Origin of the sequence: Paenibacillus tyrphae, from assembly GCF_000722545.1 — a bacterium.
GTDB lineage: Bacteria > Bacillota > Bacilli > Paenibacillales > NBRC-103111 > Paenibacillus_G > Paenibacillus_G tyrfis.
Genome location: NZ_JNVM01000007.1, coordinates 46,045 through 68,940, shown reverse-complemented (window position 1 = coordinate 68,940; position 22,896 = coordinate 46,045). Strand labels below are relative to the sequence as shown.

Here is a 22,896-nt window from a genome sequence, read left to right as displayed (position 1 = left end):
CATGCGATGTTATCGCTCCTGCTGCAAGGTGTCCATCGTCGGTTCGAACCATAGATCCCGAAACCGGACCCAACCAAGCGAGTTCAAGCAAACGTTTCTTAACGAAGGATGGAATACGGTGCGCTGCGTATGATGGAACAGAAACAATACGTAAGCCTGATCGGTTACAAGCTGCCGCAGCCGATTCAAATACGTGCCGCGCGTGACGGGAGATCCTTCTTGATACAGCCGTTCGATGATGAAATCAGTCTGCTGCTTCAACTCGTCTCCCAGATGCATCCGAACGACACAGTTGTCTGCTAGAAACAACTCGATAACCGCCAGCTCTACATCATGATCCAAGACGTTGCGGTTAAAGGTGAAATGCGAGCTTCGGACCATTTCATCTCTTTCCGACGTTCCCCATTTCGCTTCGATCAGCTTTACCTTTATGCCAATCTCGCCAAGCTGGGTCTGCAAGTTCTCCGCGAACCCCTTGTGATGGGGAGCGTGCACAAGCTGCATCTCTTCCCCGCCATACCCGCTCTCCGCCAGCAGCCGTTTGGCCAGTATCGGATCGTATTGCTCGTCCGTATCGCTAGGCTCCCGATTCTCCTCGTAGAACCACTTGGCGAACGTGACATCTCCCGGCGCGATCGACGGCACCAGAAGCTTGCGATCGACGCCGTGTACGACAGCTCTTCGAAAAGACAGCTTCTGCTGCGGTCCCGGCAAGTTTAAATTAAATGTGAAATAGCTGCAATCCCGCCCAATCGTCTGTATCGTCTGCCAGTCTTTAGGGAGCTCTTCAGCCGTATCGCATTGGTGCCGCATCATATAGTTCGGCGGTTGAAGGTGACTCGCTTTTCGCATCAACTCGGGCGTATACCAAATTTCAATCCGGTCCAGATGCGCCCTCCGGTCGAAATAACGCGGGAACGCCTCCAACACCAGCATATTGTCGTCATTTTGGACCACACGGAAAGGTCCGGTCCCGATCGGCATCCGGCTGAACGCTTCTCCGAGCTCCGTCACCGCATCTTGCGGAACGATGGAAGTTCGATCGTAGCTCAAATGATGCAAGAACAGCGGATTAGCCCGCCGCAAATGGATACGTATGGCGTAGCTACCGATCGTCTCGATGTGTTCCACATCCGCAAACAGCCATCGAAACGGCGAGCACAATTCTTTGCTGTTATGACGCTCAATCGAATATTTGACGTCCTCCGAGGTCATTTCTCTCCCGTGGTGAAAAAATACCCCTTTGCGCAAATAAAACGTCCATTCCTTGCCGTTGTTCCCGTTGGTCCAGTAGTGTGCAAGCCCGCCCTCGATTTTGCCCGTCTTTATATTCATTCTGACCAATACGTCAAAAATTTGCTGTACCATATGACACTCTACGACAAAGGTGATAAGAGCCGGGTCCAGGCAAGCAATCCTTTTGGAATAGGGCAGCCGCAGCGTATCCGTCAACGTATCGTTCTTCACCTCGGGCCGATAGCCGAAGTGAGAATCCAGCCAATACACGAACTGGTCCTTGAGCGCAGGCAAAGCGGAATGCTCTTCCAAATAGGCGAATGCCTGCTGAATGTCGCCTTTCTTCACTAACGCTTGAGCGGCTTCCAGTGCAATCGTTTCGCTTTTGGCCAAAAATACGATTTTTGAACGATGCCCCCGTCCGCGGCCCGGAGTCCAGTGAATCCAACCCGCTTCTTCCATCCGTTTCAATACCAAGTTGACGTTGCGGGCCGTACATTGAAAAATATCCGTCAGCTCCGGCAGCGTAATCTCAATCTCCGCCTGTTCCTTAACCTCCGCGTATTTCTTGCGCAGGCGCAAATAGTAGAAATCGATCATTCTGAAAACGCCTCCTCGCCGGTCCATGCGTCCATAAAAGATGAAAGAAACAAACAATATGCTACACTTTTTATTCATCTTTCGCAAGGTATAATGAAACCAGAAGCCGCAAACAAGGAGAAAATAAAGGCTTCCTCAGGAGGAGAGACACCATGTTAAACCCGTTCGATCTTGAAATGCAAATGTTGGAGCAAGCGAAAGAGGCCGAAAAAAAAGCAAGCGGCTTCCGGTTTCCCCGTGTGCCACTTATGGACTGGCTGGTCGGCGTCACCGCCGTCAGCGCGATATTCGCTTGATCTCGGTGCTTTGCCGATGAAGACGCATGTTAAACCCGGGCGGTCTTTTTCTCGAAAAAGTCGATCAAAAATTTGCGGAATACTTCCGCCACGGGCGGAAGCTTTTCGCCGTTCCGCCGAATCAGCCCAATGCTGCGCGTAACGACCGGTTCCGTAATGCGAACTTTGGCCGGCTGAAGCTCGTTAATTTCCTTCAGTGCCATCTCCGGCAGCAGGCTGACGCCCATGCCTGCCGCTACCAGCCCGCGGATTGTATCCGTTTCTTCCCCCTCGAATCCGATTTGGGGCGTAAAACCCGCCTTCGCACAAGCTTCCAATACAATCGCGCGGAGCGAATACTCTTCGCTGAACATGACGAACGATTCGCCGCGGAGCTGCTCCAGCTTGATCGATTCGTTTCCCGACAACGCATGGCCTTCCGGCACGATGGCATACAGCTCTTCCTCCAGCAGCACTTCACCGACCACGTGATTATGCTTCTCCGGAAAAGGTGAAATGAAAGCGAGATCGATTTCTCCTTTCATGACGTCGCGGATCAAGCTGTTGTAAGTCCCTTGACGAAGGCGGAACTTGACGTTCGGGTAATGCTTGCGGAAGCTTGCTACGACTGTCGGAAGCAAGTTTATACCGAGACTGTGGGGGAACCCGATCCGAATTTCGCCCCGCTCCGGGTCGAGAAATTCGTGGACCTCATCAACCGCGCGATCCAGATCGGTCAGGATGCCCTCCACCCGGCACAAAAACAGCTTTCCGACCGAAGTCAGCTGCAGGTTGCGGCCCTTTTGCACAAACAATTGTACGCCAAGCTCTTCCTCCAGTTGATGGATTTGACGGCTGACCGCCGATTGCGCCACATGCATTTCTTCCGCTGCCTGGGTTACGTGCTGTTTGCGCGCCACTTTTACAAAATACTGCAGCTGTCTAAGTTCCAATGCTCTTCCTTCCCCCTGTATATGTTTAAAGTTGTGCACTCCTATTGGACAAGTTCTCTTATAAAAGATTATAATATATTTTGGTGAAATACCAATCATTCTCACAATTTGAAGGAGGCCCATGTACTCATGGCAAAAGCGGCATTCAAAGGCAACCCGATTACCCTCATCGGAACGGAAGTTAAGCCAGGCGATAAAGCTCCCGATTTCACAGTTAACAAAAATCTGCTCGAAACCGCATCTCTCGCCGATTATGCCGGCAAAGTGAAGCTGATCAGCGTGGTGCCTTCTTTGGACACTGGCGTATGCGATGCGCAAACACGCCGTTTCAACGAAGAAGCAACCAAGCTCGGCGACAATGTCGTTGTACTGACGATCAGTGTGGATCTTCCGTTCGCGCAATCCCGCTGGTGCGGCGCTGCGGGCATCGATAAAGTCGTAACGCTGTCCGACTACAAAAACCACTCGTTCGGCAAAGCATACGGCGTGCTGATTGACGAACTGCAATTGCTGATGAGATCCATCTTCGTCATCGATGCGAACGATACCGTACAATACGTGGAATACCTCGGCGAAATGACGGAGCATCCGAACTATGAAGCTGCGATCGAAGCAGTGAAAAAGCTCGTTTAATATCGTTTCCGACCGTCAGCGATGACACACAAAAAAACAGCGGGCAGCCGTGGAGCTCCTCGCTGTTTTTTTTAATCGTTTATTTTATAAGCGGCCAGCCGCTTGTCGATGTGCCTATATATATCAAGGATCGTCCTGTAATTCGAACCGAGGTCTCCGAGCGAGCCGCGGGAAGCCGAATAGATATCGATCGCCGTCTTGAGCGGGTTAATGCCGAACATCGTAAGGGTGATATCCTGCGTGCGGCCGGTAATGGTGCGCCGTTCCACTACGATTTCGCCGACGTTCTTGACTTCGTGGAGAAGTTTGTAGCCGCTTAGCTTCTTGAACATGTTCACGACTTCGTCCCATGCCTGATCTTTGGAGATTTTATAATATCGGGTTTTCAAAGCCGGGTCCTTAGCCTTCTCTCCTGTTGTTTCGTGGCTGCGAATGAGACCGATTAAGGTGCGCTTTAGCAAAGCCTTCCCTCCTCAATGAAGTGACAATCTATTCCGGTTAACACTATCTTTTATCATATCATTGTTTGCAGGGAAGAGAAAGAGCTAACGAATAAAACCGTTCATATTTTGTACAAAATTGATTTCTGCGCTTCCCTTGCTACCAGTATATTACCATGGAAGCCAGTCTATGATTCGAATCCCGGACAAGTTTGCGATTTCGTGTTACATTTCCTATTTTTTCAAAGGAGAAATTCATTGATGCAAATAAGACAAGCACTGCCAACCGATATAGCCGAAGCTTACGCGATTGAAACGATGTCCTATCCCCCGGAAGTCGCCGCTTCCCACGAAGCGTTCGATTACCGCTTGCAGACGTTCGGCCGTTATTTCAAGGTAGCCGAGCACGACGGACGGGTCGTCGGGATCGCCAATGCCGTTCGCCTGTCGCATGAAAATCTTGCTGATGAAGAAATGAAACAGACCGGAGCCAGCGACCCGGAAGGACGGTTTTTATGCGTGCTGACCGTTGCCGTACATCCAGATTACCGCGGCAGCGGACTCGGCGCTCGGCTGATGAGAGCTTTGCTCGAGCAAGCGGAGGCGGACGGGCTCGAAGCCGTACTGCTGCTATGCGAGAAGCATTTGATTTCGTTCTACGAACGTCTGGGCTTCCGGTATATCCGGTCTTCGGCGTCCGAACATGGCGGCATCGCCTGGCAAGAAATGAAACGTGATTGCAAGTGACAAATAAGACAGGGCCTGCTGCCGCATAGGCGCAGCTTAGGCCCTGTTCGTTTGCATTTGACGAAGGAAGGTTGTCCCATCCCGCTTGATTTTTTAGAACGTGCTTTGGTTAGCGCCTTCCCAGTCTTTCAAGAAGCGTTCGATACCGGCATCCGTTAACGGGTGCTTGGTCATTTGCTGAATCACTTTATATGGAACAGTCGCAATATCCGCTCCGAGCAGCGCCGCGTCGATGACATGAGTCGTCGTACGTACGCTTGCCGTAATAATTTCGGAGCCGATGTTATGTACTTTAAACATTTGGCTGATTTCTTTAATCAAATTCATTCCGATTTGGTTAATATCGTCAAGGCGTCCGACAAACGGGGAGACGTACGTAGCTCCGGCGCGTGCGGCAAGCAAAGCTTGCGTCGAACTGAAAATCAACGTCACGTTCGTTTTGATGCCCATCTCGCTGAAACGTTTCGTCGCTTTCAGTCCTTCTTCCGTCATAGGAACTTTTACGACAATACCGTCACCAAGAGCAGCCAGTTTTTTACCCTGTTCCACCATCTCGTCAGCTTGAAGGCTGATCACCTCGGCGCTGATCGGCAGGTTTCCGACGATCGAGATAATTTCCTTCACCGTTTCGAAGAAATCTTTTCCTTCCTTGGCAATGAGCGACGGATTCGTCGTAACACCGGCGATGACACCGAGTTCATGTGCTTTGCGGATTTCTTCCACATTGGCTGTGTCGATAAAGAGCTTCATCTCCAACATCCCTCTCTTTTATTGTGAACGCTAACATTTTAACGCAACAAAAAAACCCGCATATGCCGTCCGATTTCGTGTTTCAAACCCGCTCTCGCAGGTGGGTGTCCGCAGAATCGGTTTTGAAGTCCCTTTTCGAGGGCATGACAGCCGCGATTCAATGTAGGTCTCCCAAGAAACAGTCATTGGTTCAAAACAACTGTAAAACCGAAACGCACATCGCAGGATTTTGTTGTATTCCTATTATAGTCCACTCCATGGCGAAAGTAAACCTTTGCGCCGCACTTCTTGTTGGAACCAGGGGGAAATTACGGTTTATCCGTCTTGCGGTCCGATTCGGCCGCCTCGGGATCATCGGCATTTTCCGTCTGCAGCCGCTGCTGCTCCGCTTCTTTCTCGGCCAGCTCCTGCTGCTTCTCCTGCAGCTTTCCGAATATCAGGTTAAAGTGCCAGAACGATATGACCGCAATCAAGCTGCCCATAAAGAAAGGAATCAGGAACGTAAACATGCTAAAGCTGACATACAGGACGATTCCGTTCAACACGATCATCGACAGCGATCGCAGCGGATTGCCGATCGTAATCAACAGTGCATTTTTGACGATTTGCAAAATCTTCATGTGCAGATGCGACAGAATCGAGAAGAAATGGAACAACGAAATGATCAACAGCACGGTGAGCGATAGGACCAGAAAGCGTAAAATGCCAAAGGCCCCCGTTTGATTTCCATAAAACTGGAAATTAGTGTACAGAATGGCCCCGATGAGAATATAAATCAGACCGCCAAGCAAGCTTTGGACGAAGTTATCCTTGTAGCCGCGGAAAAACGTCTTGAACAGCGGCGTATCCTCTTCCCCAGTCAACCATTTGCGAGCTACGCTGAACATCGCCGTCGTCGACGGAAAGATGGTAAATGGCGCGACAACGGCCATCAATATAAGCGTTTGAAGTGCTTGATCGGCCGATTGAGACTGCAAAAAAACGAGCCCCAAGAAAAAGAAAGGAATGGCACATATGACCCATAATACGTTGATTACCGATAGTCTCATGATCCATTCGGAAATACGGTAAAACCCACCCATGATTCCTCGAAATTCCAAATCCTATGCCCTCCTTCATCTGTATTGCTTTATTATAGCCTATTTCATTCCATCTAGGTAGCCATCCATACATAATGCCGCAAAGAACATATATTAAAGTACCAACCGCAATTAGCCCCCCGGTCATCCCCGTTATCTACGTGCAGCGGAAATGTCCCATGGGCAAGCAAGGGATACTCGCGCCCGGATGCCGAGGGAGCTCTACTTGCGCATGAGAACCGTTATCCGTCCGGATGACGCTGTTTCTGGTGGTAAAATACAGGAAGGAGGCTGATCACTATGGGTGGTTTCGCAGGAGGATTTGGAACTTCCACTGCTGTTATTTTGGTTCTGTTTATTCTGCTGGTCATCGTTAGCCGCAGCTTGTTCATCTAATCATGCGTTGAATTAGGAAAGGGTAGGCAGGTGCGAGCCCGTATACGGCCTGCCCTTTTCTTTGCTCAAATTAAAGAAGCAAGCCCGCCAAAGTTGGCGTGCTTGCTTCTTGTTTATTACACGAGTGTTTCTTCGTTCGAGCGGTTGGAGGAACGGGAGTACCCTCCGCGATTGTCACGGTCCGAACGGCCGCGGTAATCGCGGTCGCGTCCACCGTCACGGTTTCCGCCGCCGTCGCGACGGTTGCGGTCGCCGCCGCGATAGCCGCCACGATCGCCGCCGTAAGGGCGGTCGTTGCGGCGTGCGCCGCCAGCCGTACCGTAAGAACCCGACGGTCTGCGTCCGTTGCTGCGGATGTCCGGTCTTCTTTTCTTTGCACGGATCGGATCTTCCGGTGTCAGTTCGATTTCGATGTCTTTCTTCTCGCCGGTAAGCAGCTTGAATGCCGCAGCCAGAAGATGAACGGAATCGTGCTGCTCCAGCAGGGAAATCGCAAGACCTTTAAATTGATTGTGGTCGTCGCTTTGCATTGCTTCCAGCACGCGCTCTGCCGTCATTTTTTGCTTGCCTTCGATGGCTTCAGCCAGACTCGGCATCGGCTTCCGGGAAATTTTGTGACGCGTGATTTTCTCGATAAAATGCAGGTGGTCGATCTCACGCGGCGTAACGAACGTATAGGCTGCGCCTTCCTTGCCCGCACGGCCTGTACGGCCGATCCGGTGCACGTAGCTTTCCGGGTCCTGCGGCAGGTCGAAGTTGATAACGTGGGTAACGCCCGATACGTCCAAACCGCGGGCAGCTACGTCGGTTGCAACAAGTACGTCGATGCTTCCATCGCGGAATTTGCGCATCACGTTGTCACGCTGATTTTGAGACAGGTCCCCATGCAGACCTTCGGCAGTATAGCCGCGCTTCTGCAATGCTTCGGAGAGCTCGTCGACCCGGCGCTTTGTCCGGCCGAAGATGATCGCAAGGTCCGGCGCTTCCATATCGATCAAGCGGCAGAGCGCTTCGAATTTCTGGCGTTCGTGAAGCTCGATATAGGACTGGTCGATCAGCGGTGCGCTGACTTGCTTCGGAATGACGGATACGTGCTCCGGATTGCTCAAAAACTGCTGAGCCAGTTTCTGAATGTTGATCGGCATCGTCGCCGAGAACAGCATCGTTTGACGCTCATCCGGTACGAGCTTCAGGATCGATTGGATGTCCTCCATGAAGCCCATGTCGAGCATTTCGTCAGCCTCGTCCAAGATGACGGTTTGCACATCGTCCAGCTTAATGGTTTTACGGTTGATGTGGTCGAGCAAACGGCCCGGCGTACCGATGATGATTTGCGGCTTTTTACGCAGCGCGCGGATTTGCTTTACGATATCTTGACCGCCGTAAATCGGCAGGGAGCGAATGCCCTTGAAGCGTCCCAGCTTCTCGATCTCTTCCGCTACCTGGATTGCCAATTCACGTGTCGGGCACATGATCAAAGCGACGATACGCTCTTCTTTGATGTCGATCTTGTTAATGAGTGGAATACCGAATGCCGCGGTTTTCCCTGTTCCCGTTTGCGCTTGGCCGATAAGGTCGCGTCCCTCCATCGCTACCGGAATGGCTTTTTCCTGGATCGGCGTCGACTCCTCAAAGCCCATTTCCGTAATTGCGCGAAGTACCTTTGGCTCTAAGCCGAATTCACTGAAAGTTTTCAAATGATTTCAATCTCCTTTGTTCTAGGGTTCTTTGTCTATACCCTTAAGTGCGCTCCTATCTTCTATTTTTAATCTCTTCATGAAACACCTTCCAACCCGTGTCAATATGAACAGTCAAGGCCGTACTTAAGAATATCTTTAGTAGTATACCATACCCTGCAGCCATATTCCAGAATTGTTCAAACTTGAAACCCAAATTCGCCGAATATCGTATATAATAATTATATTCGTCGATTTTGAAAAGGAGCGAAATGCCCATGTCCATCTGGAAAAGAGTCGGTTCAATTATTAAGAGCAACAATCCGGAGCCGGAAGTAAAGCCATCGAACCCGCTGGAGGAAACAATGGTCGGCGATATTCTTAACGTAGACCTCGAAGAATACGTCGTATCCGGCAAGGCCGTTTATTTTGACCGCGGGTTTGCGCCACACCGCTTTGCGTATTATCTGCAAAACGGCAAGCATATATCATGTCTGCTTGTGGAAAAAGGGCGCACGTACGAATGTTTCTTATGCGAATTTGTGGAAGGCTCGCTTGACGATCCGAACGACGTGCCATCCGTGCTCGACGTCGGCGGCGAAGTGACGTACCACATGGAGCATAACCGCACGGATACGGTGCGCGTCGAAGGGAATACCGATTTCCGCGCAGGAGACGAGGTTATGTTCTGGCGTTATTTTGGTTCGGAGAACCGTTACTTCTTCCTGCAATGGCAGGACGGGAAATATGTCGCCATGGAGGGCTCCCCGACACCGGCGGGACAAATTAAATTTATGAAGGGCTCCCGATGACCGTTCGTCCTCATTTCCATAATCGCATGATTAAATAGCTTGAAACGGAGGTGACCGCCGCATGATCAACAAATTGTCCAAATGGATTGCCATCCTACTGGTATTCACGTTGCTGGCCGCTTGCGGCGACGCCGGCAACTATATTAAAGACAACTATTCGTTAATCGACGTTCAAGGGCAAGGAAAAAACACCGCCAAAATTTATTCCGTCGCAGGAAAAGACGTGCCGACCGTCGCCAAGGAAATTGCAGGCAAGGAAAAGCCGACCGAAATGAGCAAGGATTCGGAAGAACGGATGTTTCTGGTCTACGACAATAAGATCGTCAACGTACAGAAGGACCCGAACACCGAAGGGACCACCTTGGTCGAGGTCGATTCTATCCAATACGCCAAAGAAAACTATAGCTCCTCGTTCCTGCAGGGCTATGTTGCGGCAACGCTGCTGCAATCCTTATTCGGCGGCGGCTGGTTCAACAGCAACCGCGGTTCGGGCTACGATTACAAGGGGTACACGTCGAGCCCACGCTATAACGACTACGGCAGGTACCAATCTGCCCCTAATCCTGGTTCGACCGGCTCGACGACCAAGCCGCAGCCATCGACGTCCGACCGCAAGGGAAGCTTTACCACGACGCCGTCGAATCCGCAGACCACGACGCCGTCAAATTCACAAAGTACCACACCGTCGAATCCGCAGACGGATACGCCGTCGAAGAGCAATCCGGCCGTAGGGGATTCGGCCAGAAAGAGTGACGGCTCCAAGCCGACTTATAAGACGCCTTCCTCCGGTTCCTCGAAACCGAGCACCAGCTCGCGTTCCGGATCGTTCAAGCGCAAATAAGACCGCCAAGCTTTCCCTTAGCCAAGGGAAGCTTGGCTCTTTTTCCGCTTTCGGGGTTCAAAACGGTCAAAACGCTTCATACTAAAAGCATGCGGGAGGTGCATTCATGTTTCAGCTTCAACGTTCCTGGACCGGTTCTATAATCGCCTGTCTCCTCGGCGCGGCTCTGATCGCATCGAGCTTCAATCTGTTCTTGATTCCCCATCAATTGCTCAGCGGCGGCATTTCCGGCGTATCCATGCTGGTCGGTTATTTTACGGATTGGAATATTTCGCTCTTGTTTCTTATTTTTAATGCGCCGCTGCTGATCTGGGGACTGCTGACGCTTGGGCGCAAATTTATTATTTTGAGCGTCGTCTCGGTTGTATTGACCACTTGGTTCATGCAGCTGATCCCTCTGATGACCGTCAGTAAAGATTTAATCATCTCTTCCGTTGCCGGGGGGGTGCTGGTCGGGCTCGGAACCGGCATTTCGATACGGGTGGGCGGATCAACCGGAGGCTTTGACATCATCGCTTCCATCCTCACGCGCAAACGGGATTTTTCGCTTGGCACGTCTTTGTTCGGTCTGAACGGCATTGTCATCGTGGCGCTCGGCTTATTCAAAAACAACTGGGACCTGGCCCTGTACTCCATGCTGTCCATGTTCATTACAGGCAAAGTCATCGATACGATTCATATCCGGCATTTGAAAGTAACCGTCTTCATCATCACCAAGAAAAAGGATTTGCTCCTGAAAAAAATGCAAAAGCTCAAGCGCGGCGTCACGGTCATCGATACCGAAGGAGCATATACGAAGGAGCCGCAGCATATGCTGATGACGGTGACGACACGCTACGAATTAAACGAACTGCAAAACCTGGTGCGCCAATGGGACCCTCAGGCTTTCGTCAATATTACCGAGACCGTAGGCGTCATGGGCTTGTTCCGCCGCTCCGACCGGAGCGAACCCGGCAATTAAGCAAAACTCCCGGTACATAGACCTTCAGAAATATGCTATAATGGAGGAGTAATTTCATACCGTTTTTCCAAGGCTTAACCTGAATTACTCGTAAGTCCTGATCTCTAAACAACAGATGACGGGAAGGGTGATGCTTGTGGAAACCGTAAAATTGGCAACCATTGTCATGAGACTGACGCCGGAGCTGTATCCGTTCCTTAAGAAACGCGAGCTCGAATCGGAGATCGTGCTGCGCAACGGGCTGGAAGCTCTCGAAACAGAGGATGCCATGGAAATTATTCAATACAGCATTTCGGAACATCAAAAGGACGCCTTCCTTCATTGAATGAGTGAAAGCGTCATAACAAAATTAAGACCGCTCTTCGGCCCCCGCTACGGTGGCAGGAAGAGCGGTCTTGTTTTATGCCCCTAGTCGGAAGGCAGCTGCAATCCGCGGGATAAGCTGCGGTATTCCGTGGGCGCGATACCGACCGATTTTTTGAAGTTTTTGGATAGATGAAACAGATCGTGAAAGCCTGTCGCCTGCGCCACCTCGCCGATGGTCATGTCGGTCGAACCGATGAGCTGCTTCGCTTTTTCGAGCCGGCGCTCGTAGATGTACGTCATCGGCGTCGTGCCGAGCTGACGCTTGAAGAAGCGCACAAAATAATTGGGATGGTGATGCACGATGTCGGCCAGCTCCGCTATCGTTATCTCCTCGGCCAAATGCTCGTCAATGTAGTCCAGCACCTCGCCAAGCTTGCTGTGACGGAACGATAGGCCTGCCTGCTCCTCCTGCCTCGACACCGCCTGCTCCAAATAGCAGGCAATGACGCCGAGCAGCGCCGCCTCGACCCGGATCGACCCGACCGGCCCTTTCTTCGCGCTATGCTCGTCCGCCAGCTTCTCGAACAAGGCAACCGCTTCGGAGGGCTCCCGCGCCGTCAAGCAATAAGGCAGCTTGAACAACGAAAACAACCCCGTCCAATTCAAATCCGACATAAAATGGCACCAATACATCGTATACGTCCGGGCCGGATCGGTCACCGAGAACGATTGCACCAACCCTGCCGGAGCAAAAACAAGCTGCCCCGGCTGGGGGAACAGCTCCTGCCCGCCGACCGTCATCCGCCCTTCCCCTTCGCAGATGTAATAGATTTTGCTGTACGCGGGAGTGAACGGCTTTTGAATCCAGTCAGGATTGCATTTGCTCCGTCTTGCGTTGAGCAATTCCGTCTTCATATCTTTCAGCAAATGGCTGAGCAGCGAGAAATCCGGTTCGTTGTTTGACATCGCAGCACCTCGAAGAGCGTAACTTGACGGTTCAATAAAAAGGTTAATTTCGTACAAATATGCGTTAACCGCATCCATAGGGATTATATCATATGCCGGGTACAATGGGAGTGAGCAACGCGGTAGCGACGAACCGCGAACGGATGGAGGCTTCTTGATGATCAAACGGGATATGTATATGGATAATGCGGAAGCGGAAGCGACCGAGCGGGCGAATACGCCCTTACCGAATGATGAGCTGCAGGACCGCAGGCTGGCTTGGTGGCGGGAGGCGCGCTTCGGGATGTTTATCCATTGGGGATTGTATTCGCTGCTGGGCGGCATCTGGAAAGGCCGGACAGTGCCGGGTGCCTACGGAGAGCACATTATGCTGCGCGGCCAAATTCCGGTGAAGGAATACGAGCGGCTTGCGGAAGCGTTCAACCCGGTCCGCTTCGATGCGGAAGCCTGGGTACGCGCCGCCAAGGATGCCGGTATGAAATATATCGTGATCACGGCGAAACATCACGACGGCTTTGCCTTATACGACTCGGCCGTAAGCAATTTCAACATCGTCAAGCGCTCCCCTTTCGGCCGCGACCCGATGAAAGAATTAGCCGAGGCTTGCCGCAAGGAAGGAATCAAGCTGTGCTTCTATTACTCCCATTCGATGGACTGGCATCACCCGGATTCCCAGGGCAATACGCATGACTATCCGAACAATATCGGGGCATGGGACCCTTTGGAATCGTGGGTGAACGATGAGGACAAATTTGCGCGGTACGAGCGGTACTTGGAAGAAAAGGCGTTGCCGCAAGTCCGGGAGCTGCTGACCGGCTACGGGGACGTCGCCATCGTATGGTTCGATTGCGGGCATAAAGTGACCGACGAGCAGGGACAAAGGTTCGTCGATACGGTCCGCAGCCTGCAGCCGGATTGCCTGGTGAACCGCCGCGTGCGCCGGGACGGCTTCGGGGATTACGGCAATTCCGGCGACAATCAGCTGTACATCCGGATCAACCGCAAAGACTGGGAATCGATCCACACGATGAACGATTCATGGGGCTACAAGAAAACGGATCACAACTGGAAATCCATTACAAGCATTCTGCACAATATGATCGACGTGTTCAGCTTGAACGGCAACTATTTGCTGAACGTAGGCCCGACACCGGAAGGCGAATTTGACGAACCGTCAAAGCAAGTTTTACGCGAAATCGGACAATGGCTGAACATAAACGGCGAGAGCGTGTATGGGACGACCGGAAGCCCGCTCGGCAAGCCTCAGTGGGGGCGCTGCACGACAAAGGACGGCCTCCTTTATCTGCACGTATTCGAATGGCCTGCGAGCGGGCAACTGGTGGTACCGGGGCTGCGCAACGACGTTCTAAGCGCGTACCTGCTGGCCGATCCGGAGCGGCGCCCGCTCGCCCACAGCCGCTTGGACGCAGAGGATGTGCTGATCGAGGTGCCTGTTACCCCGCTTGACCCAAACGTCACCGTAGTCGTTGTCGAGTACGAAGGCTCAATTGACGCCAATCCGGTGAAACGGCTGCTGGAGCGCGATTATGTTAACCGGTTCGTCGCCTTCGACGGCGACATCCAAGGCAGCGAGCTGCATTACGATACCGGCAAAAGAGGCCGCGACGTCGTAACGAACTGGGTCAATCCCGCGGACTTCATCCACTGGACATTTCGCGCGGAAACGCCTGGAACCTGCCGGGTAACCGTCATTTACGGAGCAGCGGAAGGCGAAGCCGGGGGCACGTATCACGTTGAACTGTGCGGCGAGCACCTTCAAGGAGCCGTGCAGCCGACGGGCGGCTGGTACGATTTCAGAACCGCCGAGCTTGGGACGATACGCATTCCCGAGCCGGGCACCTATACGCTAACGGTCAGGCCGGATGCGATAACCGGCGCCGCGCTGATGAATTTGAAAGAAGTGCAGCTTACCTTCGCGGACAAATTCGAAGCCTGAGTTATTCTCTTAAAAAATTTCTAGGCCTGTCCTAAAATCGTTGTCTTTTTGTAACAAAAATGTGTTATAGTACAATTAAATAAATGGTATGATTAAATCATACCATTTCGGAGGTGTACTTTCACTATGGGAGCATTATCCCCTTGGCACATCATTTTGATCGCTCTCGTCGCTCTGCTTTTGTTCGGACCGAACAAGCTTCCGGAGCTCGGACGCGGTTTCGGCAAAATGTTCCGCGAATTCAAAGATGCGACTACCGGCAACGGCGGCCGTTCCGATGATCCTACTCCGGAACCCGAAGCCCCGAAAAAAGAATTGGCGGCTCCTGCGGCTTCGTCCGTAAGCGAACCCGCTCAGCCGACAGCGAATAAATAATTCCAGTACGATGAAACCATTCGTCCGATCAGGACGGATGGTTTTTTTTGCGGTAATACGCATGCGTACCGAGCAGCAGCACCGCTGCGATACAAGCCATTCCCGCTCCCATGTAATACATGTACGAGCCGCCCCACTCGTCTTTGATCCAGCCTCCGACCGATCCGCCGGCAATGCCCGCGAGCCCTAGAAACACCATGGACAGCATCGACTGCCCCGTAGATTGCAGCTCTTGCGGCACGAGCCGGACGACATATTGCACCGAAACGATCCAGAAGGCAGCGAACGTCATACAATGCGTCGCTTGCAATAGCATCAACACGAACGGGTCCGATATCCAGCCGTACAACAGCCAGCGGATTGTATACAGCACCGCGACGATTCCGAGCAGCGCCAGCTCGTGAAACCGGTGCATATAACGGCCGAGCAGCGCAAATGTCGGGATTTCCGCCCCGGCCGCAAGCGCCCAAGCCCATCCGGCCATCGAATCCGTGGCCCCCAAATCCTTCAAGTACAGGACGAACAGGCCGTCATTCATCCGGTGCGGCACCATGAGTATGAAGATCAGCAGCAGAAACCATAGGAGCGGCTTGTTTCCGAACAAGCTGCCCAGCGCCTTGAGAGAAATGCGCTCTCCCGTTCCTTTCTCGTCTTTAAGAAATACGAGTAGCACGAAAGGCAACACCCAGATGCTCCAATACACATAAGGAATGCTGTTCATCCCGCCTAAAGCGTCCAATACATAACCGGACGACAGCGCCAGCAGCGTAAATCCCATCGAGCCCCACATCCGGATCGACCCGTAGCTTTTCCCGGCCTGCAGCGCGGATTTAATCGACACCGTGTCGAGCAGCGGCACCGACGATTGCATGAAGAAATACAGCAGCAGCATAAAAAGCAGCGCGAGGGTGTACCCGCTCGTCTCGAAAATGCCGATGCTCGACAATACCGTCATGACCCACAGCCCGAAGATGATCGTCTTCAGCGTCTGGTAGCGGTCGCTCAAATAGCCCCAGATCGGCTGAGCAAAGATCGTTACAAACGGCCCGATCATCATAAGCAGTCCGATTTGTGAGGAAGAGTAGCCTTTTCCTTCGAAGTAAATGGGCAGAAACGGCATGAGGACGGCAGTGGTCGCGTAGTATGAAAAGTTTAGCCCCCGCAGCGTCCAGATCTGTTTGTTCATCCGGGTATCGGTCCTTTTTGTAGGTGTCGTTTAAAATCTATCAAAGTTCTCTATCGGATTGCCGACTCTTTTATTATAATGATAGATATCAAACTAGCAAGGAGAGACTATTCATGGAACTTTTATTGGCCGCGTTCCTCATGGCCTGGGGGGGCGTCAGCGCCGATCATCCTGATGCGACGTTCGAGCAGGTGGCCCAAGCTTCGATCGATTCCAAAACTGCCGTCGCCCAGCAGCCTTCCCCCGACGGGAATCTGTTCGACCGGCTGACTCCGGTGGACAAGAAGGACCCGCAAAAAGATGCGCCGAAAGTCAAAGGCATTTACGTCACGGCGCACAGCGCAGGCGGCTCGCGTATGAATACGCTGCTGAAGCTGATGGACGACACCGAGTTGAATTCGATGGTCATCGACCTGAAGGACGACTGGGGATACATAACATACGATACCGGCAATCCCGAACTGAATGCGATGGACACGACGCAAAAAATTATTACCGACATGCCGAAGCTGATGAGCACGCTTCAGGAGCACAAGGTATACCCGATTGCCCGCATTGTCGTATTCAAAGACACCGTACTGGCAAAAAAACGGCCTGATCTGTCTTTTGTAAATCCGGACGGCTCCCTCTGGGGCAATGGCAAAAATCCGCCGGACAGCTTCGTGAATCCGTACAAGAAAGAAGTATGGGACTACAACATCGCGATTGCGAAAGAAGCGGCCAAGGCGGGCTTCAAGGAAATTCAATTCGATTACGTCCGGTTCCCGGAAGGCTTCGAGAAGCGGGCCGATACGCTGAAGTACGATAAAGACGAGCGTTCCCGCATCGAAGCGGTTGCCGAATTCGTGAAGTACGCCCGGGAGCAGCTCACCCCTTTGGGTGTCCGGATATCGGTTGACATCTTCGGCTACGCCGCTTCCGTACCGGCCGCCGAAGGCATCGGCCAAGACTTCCAGAAAATATCCCAAAACGTTGATGTTATCTGCCCGATGATTTATCCGAGCCACTATTCGAACGGTTGGTTCGGAGCCAAGGTGCCGGATGCCGCGCCATACGTAACAATCAACGGGGCCATGAAGGATACCGCCAAGAAGCTTGATCCGCTGCAATCTCTGAAGCCGGTCGTCCGACCTTGGATTCAAGATTTCACCGCCACTTGGGTACCCGGTCACATCCGTTACGGCAAGAAAGAGATCGAAGAGCAAGTCCGCGCGCTGAAAGATAACGGCACCGAAGAGTTCCTGCTATGGAACGCCGTCAATACGTACACGCCGGACGTCGATTACAAGTAAAAAGCCTTACTTGCGAGATAAGTGAAAAGCCCGCTTCCTTCCATCGAAAGGAGCGGGCTTTTACATTTGTAAAAAAGGTCAGGCCGTGCCGCTGCTGCGGCTTCGCACGCCCAGATTCGGGAGCTGCCAGTCGATCTCGGCGCTGCCGATGCTTCGCAGAAAATCGTTGACCTGCGAGAACGGCCGGCTGCCGAAAAAGCCGCGATGCGCCGACAGCGGGCTCGGATGAACGGACCGCACGATGAAGTGACGCCGCTCGGTAATGAGCTGCATTTTTTGCTGGGCCGGGCTTCCCCAGAGAACGAACACGATCGGCTTCTCCCGCTCGTTCAACAGCGAAATGACTCGATCGGTGAACGTCTCCCAGCCTTGCCCTTTGTGCGAGTGCGCTTCGCCCTGCCGCACGGTAAGCACCGTGTTCAGCAGCAGCACGCCCTGCTCGGCCCAAGGCACCAGGCAGCCGTTATCGGGGATCGAGCAGCCAAGGTCGCTGTGCAGCTCCTTGAATATGTTTTGCAGCGAAGGCGGTGCCGGGATTCCAGGCTTGACCGAGAAGCTGAGGCCGTGAGCTTGTCCCGGGCCATGATACGGGTCTTGACCGAGAATGACCACTTTGGTATCCGCATAGGAAGTATAATGAAGAGCGTTGAAAATATCGTGCATATCCGGGTATACCGTACGCGTGGCATACTCCTGCTTCAAAAACGTTCTCAACCGGTTATAATAAGGCGCCTGAAACTGGTCTTCCAGCAAAGGAGCCCAGTCATTTTGCAATATCGCCGCCACGGCGACCTCACTCCCCTTTCATTCCCGATTATTTCCGAAACGTCGATACCATTTGTGCGAAATAGCTGACGGTTTTCAGCACGCGCTCCCGCGTCTTGGCATCTTCCGGCTCGCCCTCCGGCGTAAAGCTGCGTTGCGCTCCGCCGATGGAGATCCATTCCGGGCAGTTGATGCCGTGCAGGTTGCGCACGATGGTCTGCAGCTGCTGCAGCGAGCTGACGCCGACGGCTCCCCCGGCCGAGCTGACCGACAGCGTCACCTTGCCGTCGAAGTGATCAAAGCCGGTAAAATCGAGCGCGTTTTTCAGGACGCCCGACACGCTCCCGTGATATTCCGGCGTCGCCAGTACGATGCCATCGGCTTCCAGCAGACGCTGTCTCAGCTCGACGATATTCGCATCCGTCTGATCGAGGTCCCCGTTGTAGAACGGCAGCGGCTTCTCATACAAATCGAACAACGTAATCTGGCACTGCTTTTCTTCAAGCAGCCGCGCAATATACCGGCACAGCTGCGTGCTCGTAGCCTCTTTACGGTTGCTTCCCGCAATAATTGCAATTTTCATCGTTTGACTGCTCCTTTGCTTCATCTAAAGTTTTACTGCTTTTTGCTTTCAATGACATAGCCCGTGCCTTGGACCCGACAGTCGTCGCTTCCAGTACTCCCAGGCTGCTCCCCCATCCTACCGAAATCGGCCGGAAGAAGCAAGTGTTTTAAGGAGTGTGACTGATTCACAGACAGCGGCGTTGACATGAGCTACAAATCCTTAGCGGGAAAACGACTATATAATGCCACAATGCGATGAGATACTTGTCTTGCATTCCCCGGCAGCGATTCGCTACAATACAACTAGTACACTTCGTCATCCATGTGAGGGGGAAAAGCCTGTGCTTGCCATCGGGACCAAGGCTCCGGCATTTGCCGCAGAAAGCACGCAAGGTGCGGTCCGATTAGCTGATCACCTGGGGAAACGGCCGATCGTGCTTATTTTTTATCCGAAGGACAACACGCCCATCTGCACGAAGCAGCTTTGTGCCGTTCGCGATTCCAAGGTTCAATATGCCGATTATGATGCGCTGGTGCTGGGTGTCAATCCCGGTTCTCTCGAAGAGCACCGGCAGTTCTCGCAAAAGTTCGGTTACGATTTTCCGCTTGTCACCGATTCCGGGGAGACGATCCGCCAGCTGTACGATGTGGGCCAGACGTTATTCGGTCTGCTTGGGCAGCAGCGCATCGTTTATGTCATCGGCCGGGACGGCACGATCCGGTATGCGGCAAGAGGAAACCGCCCTACCGCTGAAATCGTAGCAGCATTAGCCCGGGACTCGGAATAGTCCCAACGTATGAAAAAAAACATGCAGCTTCCGCCTACGGAAGACTGCATGTTTTTTGTGCTTTTATTGGGATAACCGTTTCGAAAGCTCGTATAATTCCATATTGAATTGTTTTTTGGTATTAACGACTTTATCAATATCGGTCGCAACAAGCTCGCCTTTGACGATTCCGCATCCCTTGCCGGAATCTCCTTCGATCAGCCGGCGTACGGCAAAATCGCCGAGGCTGCTCGCCAGAATCCGGTCGTTGTGCGTAGGCGTGCCGCCCCGCTGAATATGTCCAAGCACGGTCACCCGCGGCTCGATTCCGTTGCGCTTCATAATTTCCGCCGAGATATTTTCCCCTTTGCCTACGCCTTCGGCCACGATAATGATACTGTGACGCTTTCCTTGGGAGAAGTTTTCCGTCATGCGGTTGGCGATTTCGTCCAGATCGTATGGAACCTCGGGCACCAGAATCGTCTCCGCTCCGCTGGCTAGGCCGGCATAGAGGGCGATATCTCCACAGTGACGGCCCATGACCTCGACAATGGACGAGCGTTCATGAGAGCTCATCGTATCCCGAATCTTATTGATCGCATCGACAACGATGCTGACCGCGGTATCAAACCCGATGGTGAAATCGGTGAACGGGATGTCATTATCGATCGTTCCCGGCAGCCCCATCGTTTTAATCCCGAGCTTGCTCAGCTTGTTCGCGCCTTGATACGAGCCGTCCCCGCCGATGACGACGAGCCCGTCGATTCCGCGCTTGCGCAGGTTATCCGCAGCGAGCTGCTGTCCTTCCGGCGTGACGAACTCCTTACAGCGTGCCGTTTGCAGAATCGTTCCGCCGCGCTGAATGATGTCGCCGACGCTCCGCAGGTCCATCTCGCGGATGTCGTCGTTGATCAGCCCGGAGTAACCGCGCTGCACGGCGAATACTTCAAGACCGTGATACAAGCCGCTGCGCACGACGGCGCGAACGGCCGCGTTCATCCCCTGGGAATCGCCTCCGCTCGTGAGTACCGCAATTTTTTTTACAGACATGGTGGTTCCTCCTCGTCATCTTGACTGTCTCTTTAATTGTATATAGAATCAAGAGGTTTTGCGGATCCAAATACTGTTAATGAAGAAAAACAAGCGCATCAGCGGACTGTCCTTCATCAACTTCCGGGATATCGTCTTCACTTGCCGCTGCTTGCTGACTTTAGGATCAGACAAGTACAGCGCCAGCAATCCTTCGATAATCATCCGGTGAAATCCCGGATGCTCGAGCTGTTCCGACTTGCTCTTCGCCTCCTCTACGATGAAGGCGATGCGTTCGACGGTTCGATCCATATTATCGTAGTAGCTGCAGAAATTAAGATCGCCGCCGGCCAGATCTTCCTCTTGGTCTATCAAATAATCAAGCAAAATGTGAAGTCCGCAAATGTACGGAAAATACGCCTCGTGAATTTGTCGGACCGTTTCCGGCTGCAGCTTCGGATCGGAAGCAGCCAAAAACAACATGAAAACGCCAAGCGTCGATCCCGTAGCGGCAGCAAATTCGTTCCACGCAACCGCCGGAAACCGTCCCCGATGCCGCTCCCACCAGGTCAGCAGCGCATCCTCGCGCAGCTCCCGATGAATATGCTTGTATACCTGCAAATCGCAGTACAAACCGACCAGCTCGCGCACCGTATCGGCTGCAAGCGGGTAAGAGGGCAGCAGCCGGAGGCTGGCTTGGCATGTCTTGACCAGCTCGTTCAAATAACCGGCGTCGTCCTTCTCTTCCCGGAATTCGTAATAATCGTGCAGCGGCTCCGCCGGATCGACCGCATCGAGCATCGATTGATGCAGACGCCGAAAATCTTCGGGATCGAGCGAAGTACTCCGGTCGCACAAGTTGTCCAAGTAATCGCTGATCGTCTGGAAAGCGACGATCAGCGGAATGAGCACATGACGCATGGGCAGATTCGCTACGGCATAGACCGAGCCGCCTTCGCAGTGGAACTGCTTGCTGGTCATGCTGGCGATCGCTTGCTTTCGGAGCTCGGGATCGGGCATCGCTTCGGCTTTGTCCCGCCAGTGGCGAAGCTGCTCTCGCACCTCCGGCAGCGCATAGCGATACACGCGCAGCATAAGTCCAATCGGGCGTTGGGGCACATCGGCTGACGAATTACGGCGACTCAAGCAACGATCCTCCGCCTCCGCTTTGGACATAGCCGTATTCGAGAAGCAGGCGCATCTCAAGCCATTGGATATGCTTCAGCAGCTCCTCGGCCTGCTCGTCCCGTATCCGGGTGACGTGCCGCTCGACCAGCTCGTTAAACGCGCAGGAATCCCAACCGGACCCGGATGCCCACTCCTCCAGCCGTTCCCTGAACGCCGTATTTGTCATGCCCCGCAGGTCTGCCGTCCGCACGTAACCGTAGGCCCGCTCCGCGAGCTCCGCATAAATCGGCAGGCTGCGCGCCATGCGAAACCAATAGTCGGCATTAGGATAATCGCCTTCCATCCGGTGCATGATTCCGTGCCAGTAGCTGCCTGCGGGATTATGAATTTCCTGGGAAAGCGCATGAGATTTTTCCAAGCTCTCATTAAACAAATGCAGCCCCGCTTTTACCGTGAGCGCATAGGCTTTCCGTTCCCCTTCGAACGCGTCCAGCGACAGCTTTCCGATCTTGATATCGGTTAAGTCGTCGAGCTCTTCGTCGGGATACAGCGAAGGTTTATGCGACGTCAGCTGCACTACGAGCCTGCCTAGACTATCGGTCCAACTCAAGCTTACAACCTCCTTCTGCGTACCGCGTTGCCATCCATAGCTTTGCATGCATCGGGGTTTCCCCCATTATATTTGGTAATGGGCCGCGCAATCAGTGATGAACCGCACGATCCGGCATGTCCTGATGAACCCGGAACCATAAGTGCAGCTCGTTGATCGTGCTGGCCAGATCGGCGATTTCGCTGTTTAAGCTGCAGGACGTCGGAAAATGCTCTTCCACATTGAGCTGCTCCTGCTTCGCGATAATGACCCGTTCCAATTGCTTGATCCGATCGGGAATGCTGCCGCGGATTTCCTCCCAGCGCAGAAGCATCTCCGCTTGTTCCTGCTGGCTGTAGTCCTCAAAGTCCTGTTCAAGACGGGGCAGCGGAATGCCGAGACGTTCGTCCAGTTCAAACGTGTAAGTCATCTCCGTTTCCACCTTTCTTACCTTTTCTCGATTATGCAAAAGGCACGCACCGTTTGATCGATCCGTTTATCTATATAAATGTATCACGAACCATGAGCCGCTTCCAGTAGGTACGTAAATTTTTCTCCCTTGACTCCCCTATC

Annotated in this window: 26 protein-coding genes and 1 other RNA gene; 12 read left to right on the top strand and 15 right to left on the bottom strand. The window is 52.9% G+C overall.

Annotation, left to right across the window (positions count from 1 at the left end; genetic code table 11):
• Positions 1-9: 9 nt before the first annotated feature.
• Positions 10-1,836 carry an ABC transporter substrate-binding protein gene (locus tag ET33_RS09915; RefSeq protein ID WP_036680127.1) on the bottom strand — a complete coding sequence of 609 codons (1,827 nt, stop codon included), beginning with the start codon at positions 1,834-1,836 and terminating at the stop codon, positions 10-12.
• A gap of 152 nt (positions 1,837-1,988) precedes the next feature.
• Between ET33_RS09915 and ET33_RS38895 the strand changes: the two genes are divergently transcribed.
• Positions 1,989-2,132, top strand: a complete 144-nt coding sequence (locus tag ET33_RS38895; RefSeq protein ID WP_161783534.1) for a hypothetical protein — start codon at positions 1,989-1,991, stop codon at positions 2,130-2,132.
• 29 nt (positions 2,133-2,161) lie between these two features.
• Here ET33_RS38895 and ET33_RS09910 read toward each other — a convergent pair whose 3' ends face one another.
• Positions 2,162-3,064 carry a LysR family transcriptional regulator gene (locus ET33_RS09910; RefSeq protein WP_036680125.1) on the bottom strand — a complete coding sequence of 301 codons (903 nt, stop codon included), beginning with the start codon at positions 3,062-3,064 and terminating at the stop codon, positions 2,162-2,164.
• A gap of 129 nt (positions 3,065-3,193) precedes the next feature.
• Between ET33_RS09910 and tpx the strand changes: the two genes are divergently transcribed.
• Positions 3,194-3,697: a thiol peroxidase gene (gene tpx / locus ET33_RS09905; protein ID WP_036680122.1), complete on the top strand. Its 504-nt coding sequence runs from the start codon at positions 3,194-3,196 to the stop codon at positions 3,695-3,697.
• A 71-nt stretch (positions 3,698-3,768) separates the two neighbouring features.
• Here the strand turns inward: tpx and ET33_RS09900 are convergent, their stop codons facing one another.
• Positions 3,769-4,158, bottom strand: a complete 390-nt coding sequence (locus tag ET33_RS09900) for a DUF1499 domain-containing protein (protein WP_010491409.1) — start codon at positions 4,156-4,158, stop codon at positions 3,769-3,771.
• A gap of 240 nt (positions 4,159-4,398) precedes the next feature.
• Here ET33_RS09900 and ET33_RS09895 point away from each other — a divergent pair, with 240 nt between their 5' ends.
• Positions 4,399-4,884 (top strand): GNAT family N-acetyltransferase, encoded by a 486-nt coding sequence (locus ET33_RS09895; protein ID WP_036680119.1) that lies wholly within the window; start codon positions 4,399-4,401, stop codon positions 4,882-4,884.
• A gap of 93 nt (positions 4,885-4,977) precedes the next feature.
• Here ET33_RS09895 and fsa read toward each other — a convergent pair whose 3' ends face one another.
• From fsa to ET33_RS09885, 3 genes are all read right to left on the bottom strand, one after another.
• Entirely contained in the window at positions 4,978-5,634 is a 657-nt protein-coding gene (gene fsa / locus ET33_RS09890) for a fructose-6-phosphate aldolase (protein WP_036680115.1), read from the bottom strand.
• Positions 5,635-5,683: 49 nt separating this feature from the next.
• Positions 5,684-5,865: non-coding RNA, 6S RNA (ssrS, locus tag ET33_RS36995), on the bottom strand.
• A 77-nt stretch (positions 5,866-5,942) separates the two neighbouring features.
• Positions 5,943-6,734 carry a YesL family protein gene (locus ET33_RS09885; protein WP_036680113.1) on the bottom strand — a complete coding sequence of 264 codons (792 nt, stop codon included), beginning with the start codon at positions 6,732-6,734 and terminating at the stop codon, positions 5,943-5,945.
• A gap of 279 nt (positions 6,735-7,013) precedes the next feature.
• Between ET33_RS09885 and ET33_RS37360 the strand changes: the two genes are divergently transcribed.
• Positions 7,014-7,109: a YjcZ family sporulation protein gene (locus tag ET33_RS37360; RefSeq protein WP_081890271.1), complete on the top strand. Its 96-nt coding sequence runs from the start codon at positions 7,014-7,016 to the stop codon at positions 7,107-7,109.
• Between the two features lie 116 nt (positions 7,110-7,225).
• On the opposite strand, the gene ET33_RS09880 is transcribed toward ET33_RS37360, so the two are convergent.
• Complete coding sequence (locus tag ET33_RS09880) at positions 7,226-8,806, bottom strand: DEAD/DEAH box helicase (protein ID WP_036680110.1); 1,581 nt, start codon at positions 8,804-8,806, stop codon at positions 7,226-7,228.
• 257 nt (positions 8,807-9,063) lie between these two features.
• Here ET33_RS09880 and ET33_RS09870 point away from each other — a divergent pair, with 257 nt between their 5' ends.
• The 4 genes from ET33_RS09870 (at position 9,064) to ET33_RS09855 (ending at position 11,724) form a co-directional block, all read left to right on the top strand.
• Complete coding sequence (locus ET33_RS09870) at positions 9,064-9,597, top strand: DUF4178 domain-containing protein (protein WP_036680105.1); 534 nt, start codon at positions 9,064-9,066, stop codon at positions 9,595-9,597.
• A gap of 61 nt (positions 9,598-9,658) precedes the next feature.
• A complete protein-coding gene (locus tag ET33_RS09865) occupies positions 9,659-10,438 on the top strand; it encodes a DUF4247 domain-containing protein (protein WP_179223895.1) in 780 nt (259 codons plus the stop codon).
• A 106-nt stretch (positions 10,439-10,544) separates the two neighbouring features.
• Positions 10,545-11,399 (top strand): YitT family protein, encoded by an 855-nt coding sequence (locus ET33_RS09860; protein WP_036680103.1) that lies wholly within the window; start codon positions 10,545-10,547, stop codon positions 11,397-11,399.
• Between the two features lie 130 nt (positions 11,400-11,529).
• The gene (locus ET33_RS09855) at positions 11,530-11,724 is read left to right on the top strand and encodes a hypothetical protein (RefSeq protein ID WP_036680096.1); all 195 of its coding nucleotides are present in this window, start codon (positions 11,530-11,532) and stop codon (positions 11,722-11,724) included.
• Positions 11,725-11,807: 83 nt separating this feature from the next.
• Here the strand turns inward: ET33_RS09855 and ET33_RS09850 are convergent, their stop codons facing one another.
• Positions 11,808-12,671, bottom strand: a complete 864-nt coding sequence (locus ET33_RS09850) for an AraC family transcriptional regulator (protein ID WP_051775228.1) — start codon at positions 12,669-12,671, stop codon at positions 11,808-11,810.
• Positions 12,672-12,828: 157 nt separating this feature from the next.
• Here ET33_RS09850 and ET33_RS09845 point away from each other — a divergent pair, with 157 nt between their 5' ends.
• Both ET33_RS09845 and tatA read left to right on the top strand, forming a co-directional pair.
• The gene (locus ET33_RS09845; protein ID WP_036680094.1) at positions 12,829-14,628 is read left to right on the top strand and encodes an alpha-L-fucosidase; all 1,800 of its coding nucleotides are present in this window, start codon (positions 12,829-12,831) and stop codon (positions 14,626-14,628) included.
• A 126-nt stretch (positions 14,629-14,754) separates the two neighbouring features.
• Positions 14,755-15,003 (top strand): twin-arginine translocase TatA/TatE family subunit, encoded by a 249-nt coding sequence (tatA, locus tag ET33_RS09840; RefSeq protein WP_036680092.1) that lies wholly within the window; start codon positions 14,755-14,757, stop codon positions 15,001-15,003.
• 28 nt (positions 15,004-15,031) lie between these two features.
• Here tatA and ET33_RS09835 read toward each other — a convergent pair whose 3' ends face one another.
• Entirely contained in the window at positions 15,032-16,189 is a 1,158-nt protein-coding gene (locus tag ET33_RS09835; protein WP_036680091.1) for an MFS transporter, read from the bottom strand.
• Positions 16,190-16,302: 113 nt separating this feature from the next.
• Here ET33_RS09835 and ET33_RS09830 point away from each other — a divergent pair, with 113 nt between their 5' ends.
• Positions 16,303-17,481 (top strand): putative glycoside hydrolase, encoded by a 1,179-nt coding sequence (locus ET33_RS09830; RefSeq protein WP_036680090.1) that lies wholly within the window; start codon positions 16,303-16,305, stop codon positions 17,479-17,481.
• A gap of 78 nt (positions 17,482-17,559) precedes the next feature.
• On the opposite strand, the gene ET33_RS09825 is transcribed toward ET33_RS09830, so the two are convergent.
• Positions 17,560-18,267, bottom strand: coding sequence for a uracil-DNA glycosylase (locus tag ET33_RS09825; RefSeq protein WP_036680088.1), 708 nt, complete (start codon positions 18,265-18,267; stop codon positions 17,560-17,562).
• 28 nt (positions 18,268-18,295) lie between these two features.
• On the bottom strand, positions 18,296-18,829 hold the full coding sequence (locus ET33_RS09820; RefSeq protein WP_036680086.1) for an NADPH-dependent FMN reductase: 534 nt from the start codon (positions 18,827-18,829) through the stop codon (positions 18,296-18,298).
• Between the two features lie 322 nt (positions 18,830-19,151).
• Here ET33_RS09820 and ET33_RS09815 point away from each other — a divergent pair, with 322 nt between their 5' ends.
• A complete protein-coding gene (locus tag ET33_RS09815) occupies positions 19,152-19,598 on the top strand; it encodes a peroxiredoxin (protein WP_036680083.1) in 447 nt (148 codons plus the stop codon).
• A 63-nt stretch (positions 19,599-19,661) separates the two neighbouring features.
• Here ET33_RS09815 and pfkA read toward each other — a convergent pair whose 3' ends face one another.
• The 4 genes from pfkA to ET33_RS09795 all read right to left on the bottom strand — a co-directional run bounded on the left by pfkA (position 19,662) and on the right by ET33_RS09795 (position 22,753).
• Positions 19,662-20,627, bottom strand: coding sequence for a 6-phosphofructokinase (gene pfkA, locus ET33_RS09810; RefSeq protein ID WP_036680082.1), 966 nt, complete (start codon positions 20,625-20,627; stop codon positions 19,662-19,664).
• Positions 20,628-20,675: 48 nt separating this feature from the next.
• Positions 20,676-21,701 (bottom strand): tetraprenyl-beta-curcumene synthase family protein, encoded by a 1,026-nt coding sequence (locus ET33_RS09805; RefSeq protein WP_200879198.1) that lies wholly within the window; start codon positions 21,699-21,701, stop codon positions 20,676-20,678.
• A 37-nt stretch (positions 21,702-21,738) separates the two neighbouring features.
• Positions 21,739-22,344, bottom strand: coding sequence for a hypothetical protein (locus ET33_RS09800; protein WP_036680079.1), 606 nt, complete (start codon positions 22,342-22,344; stop codon positions 21,739-21,741).
• Positions 22,345-22,435: 91 nt separating this feature from the next.
• Entirely contained in the window at positions 22,436-22,753 is a 318-nt protein-coding gene (locus tag ET33_RS09795; protein ID WP_036680078.1) for a hypothetical protein, read from the bottom strand.
• Positions 22,754-22,896: the final 143 nt, after the last annotated feature.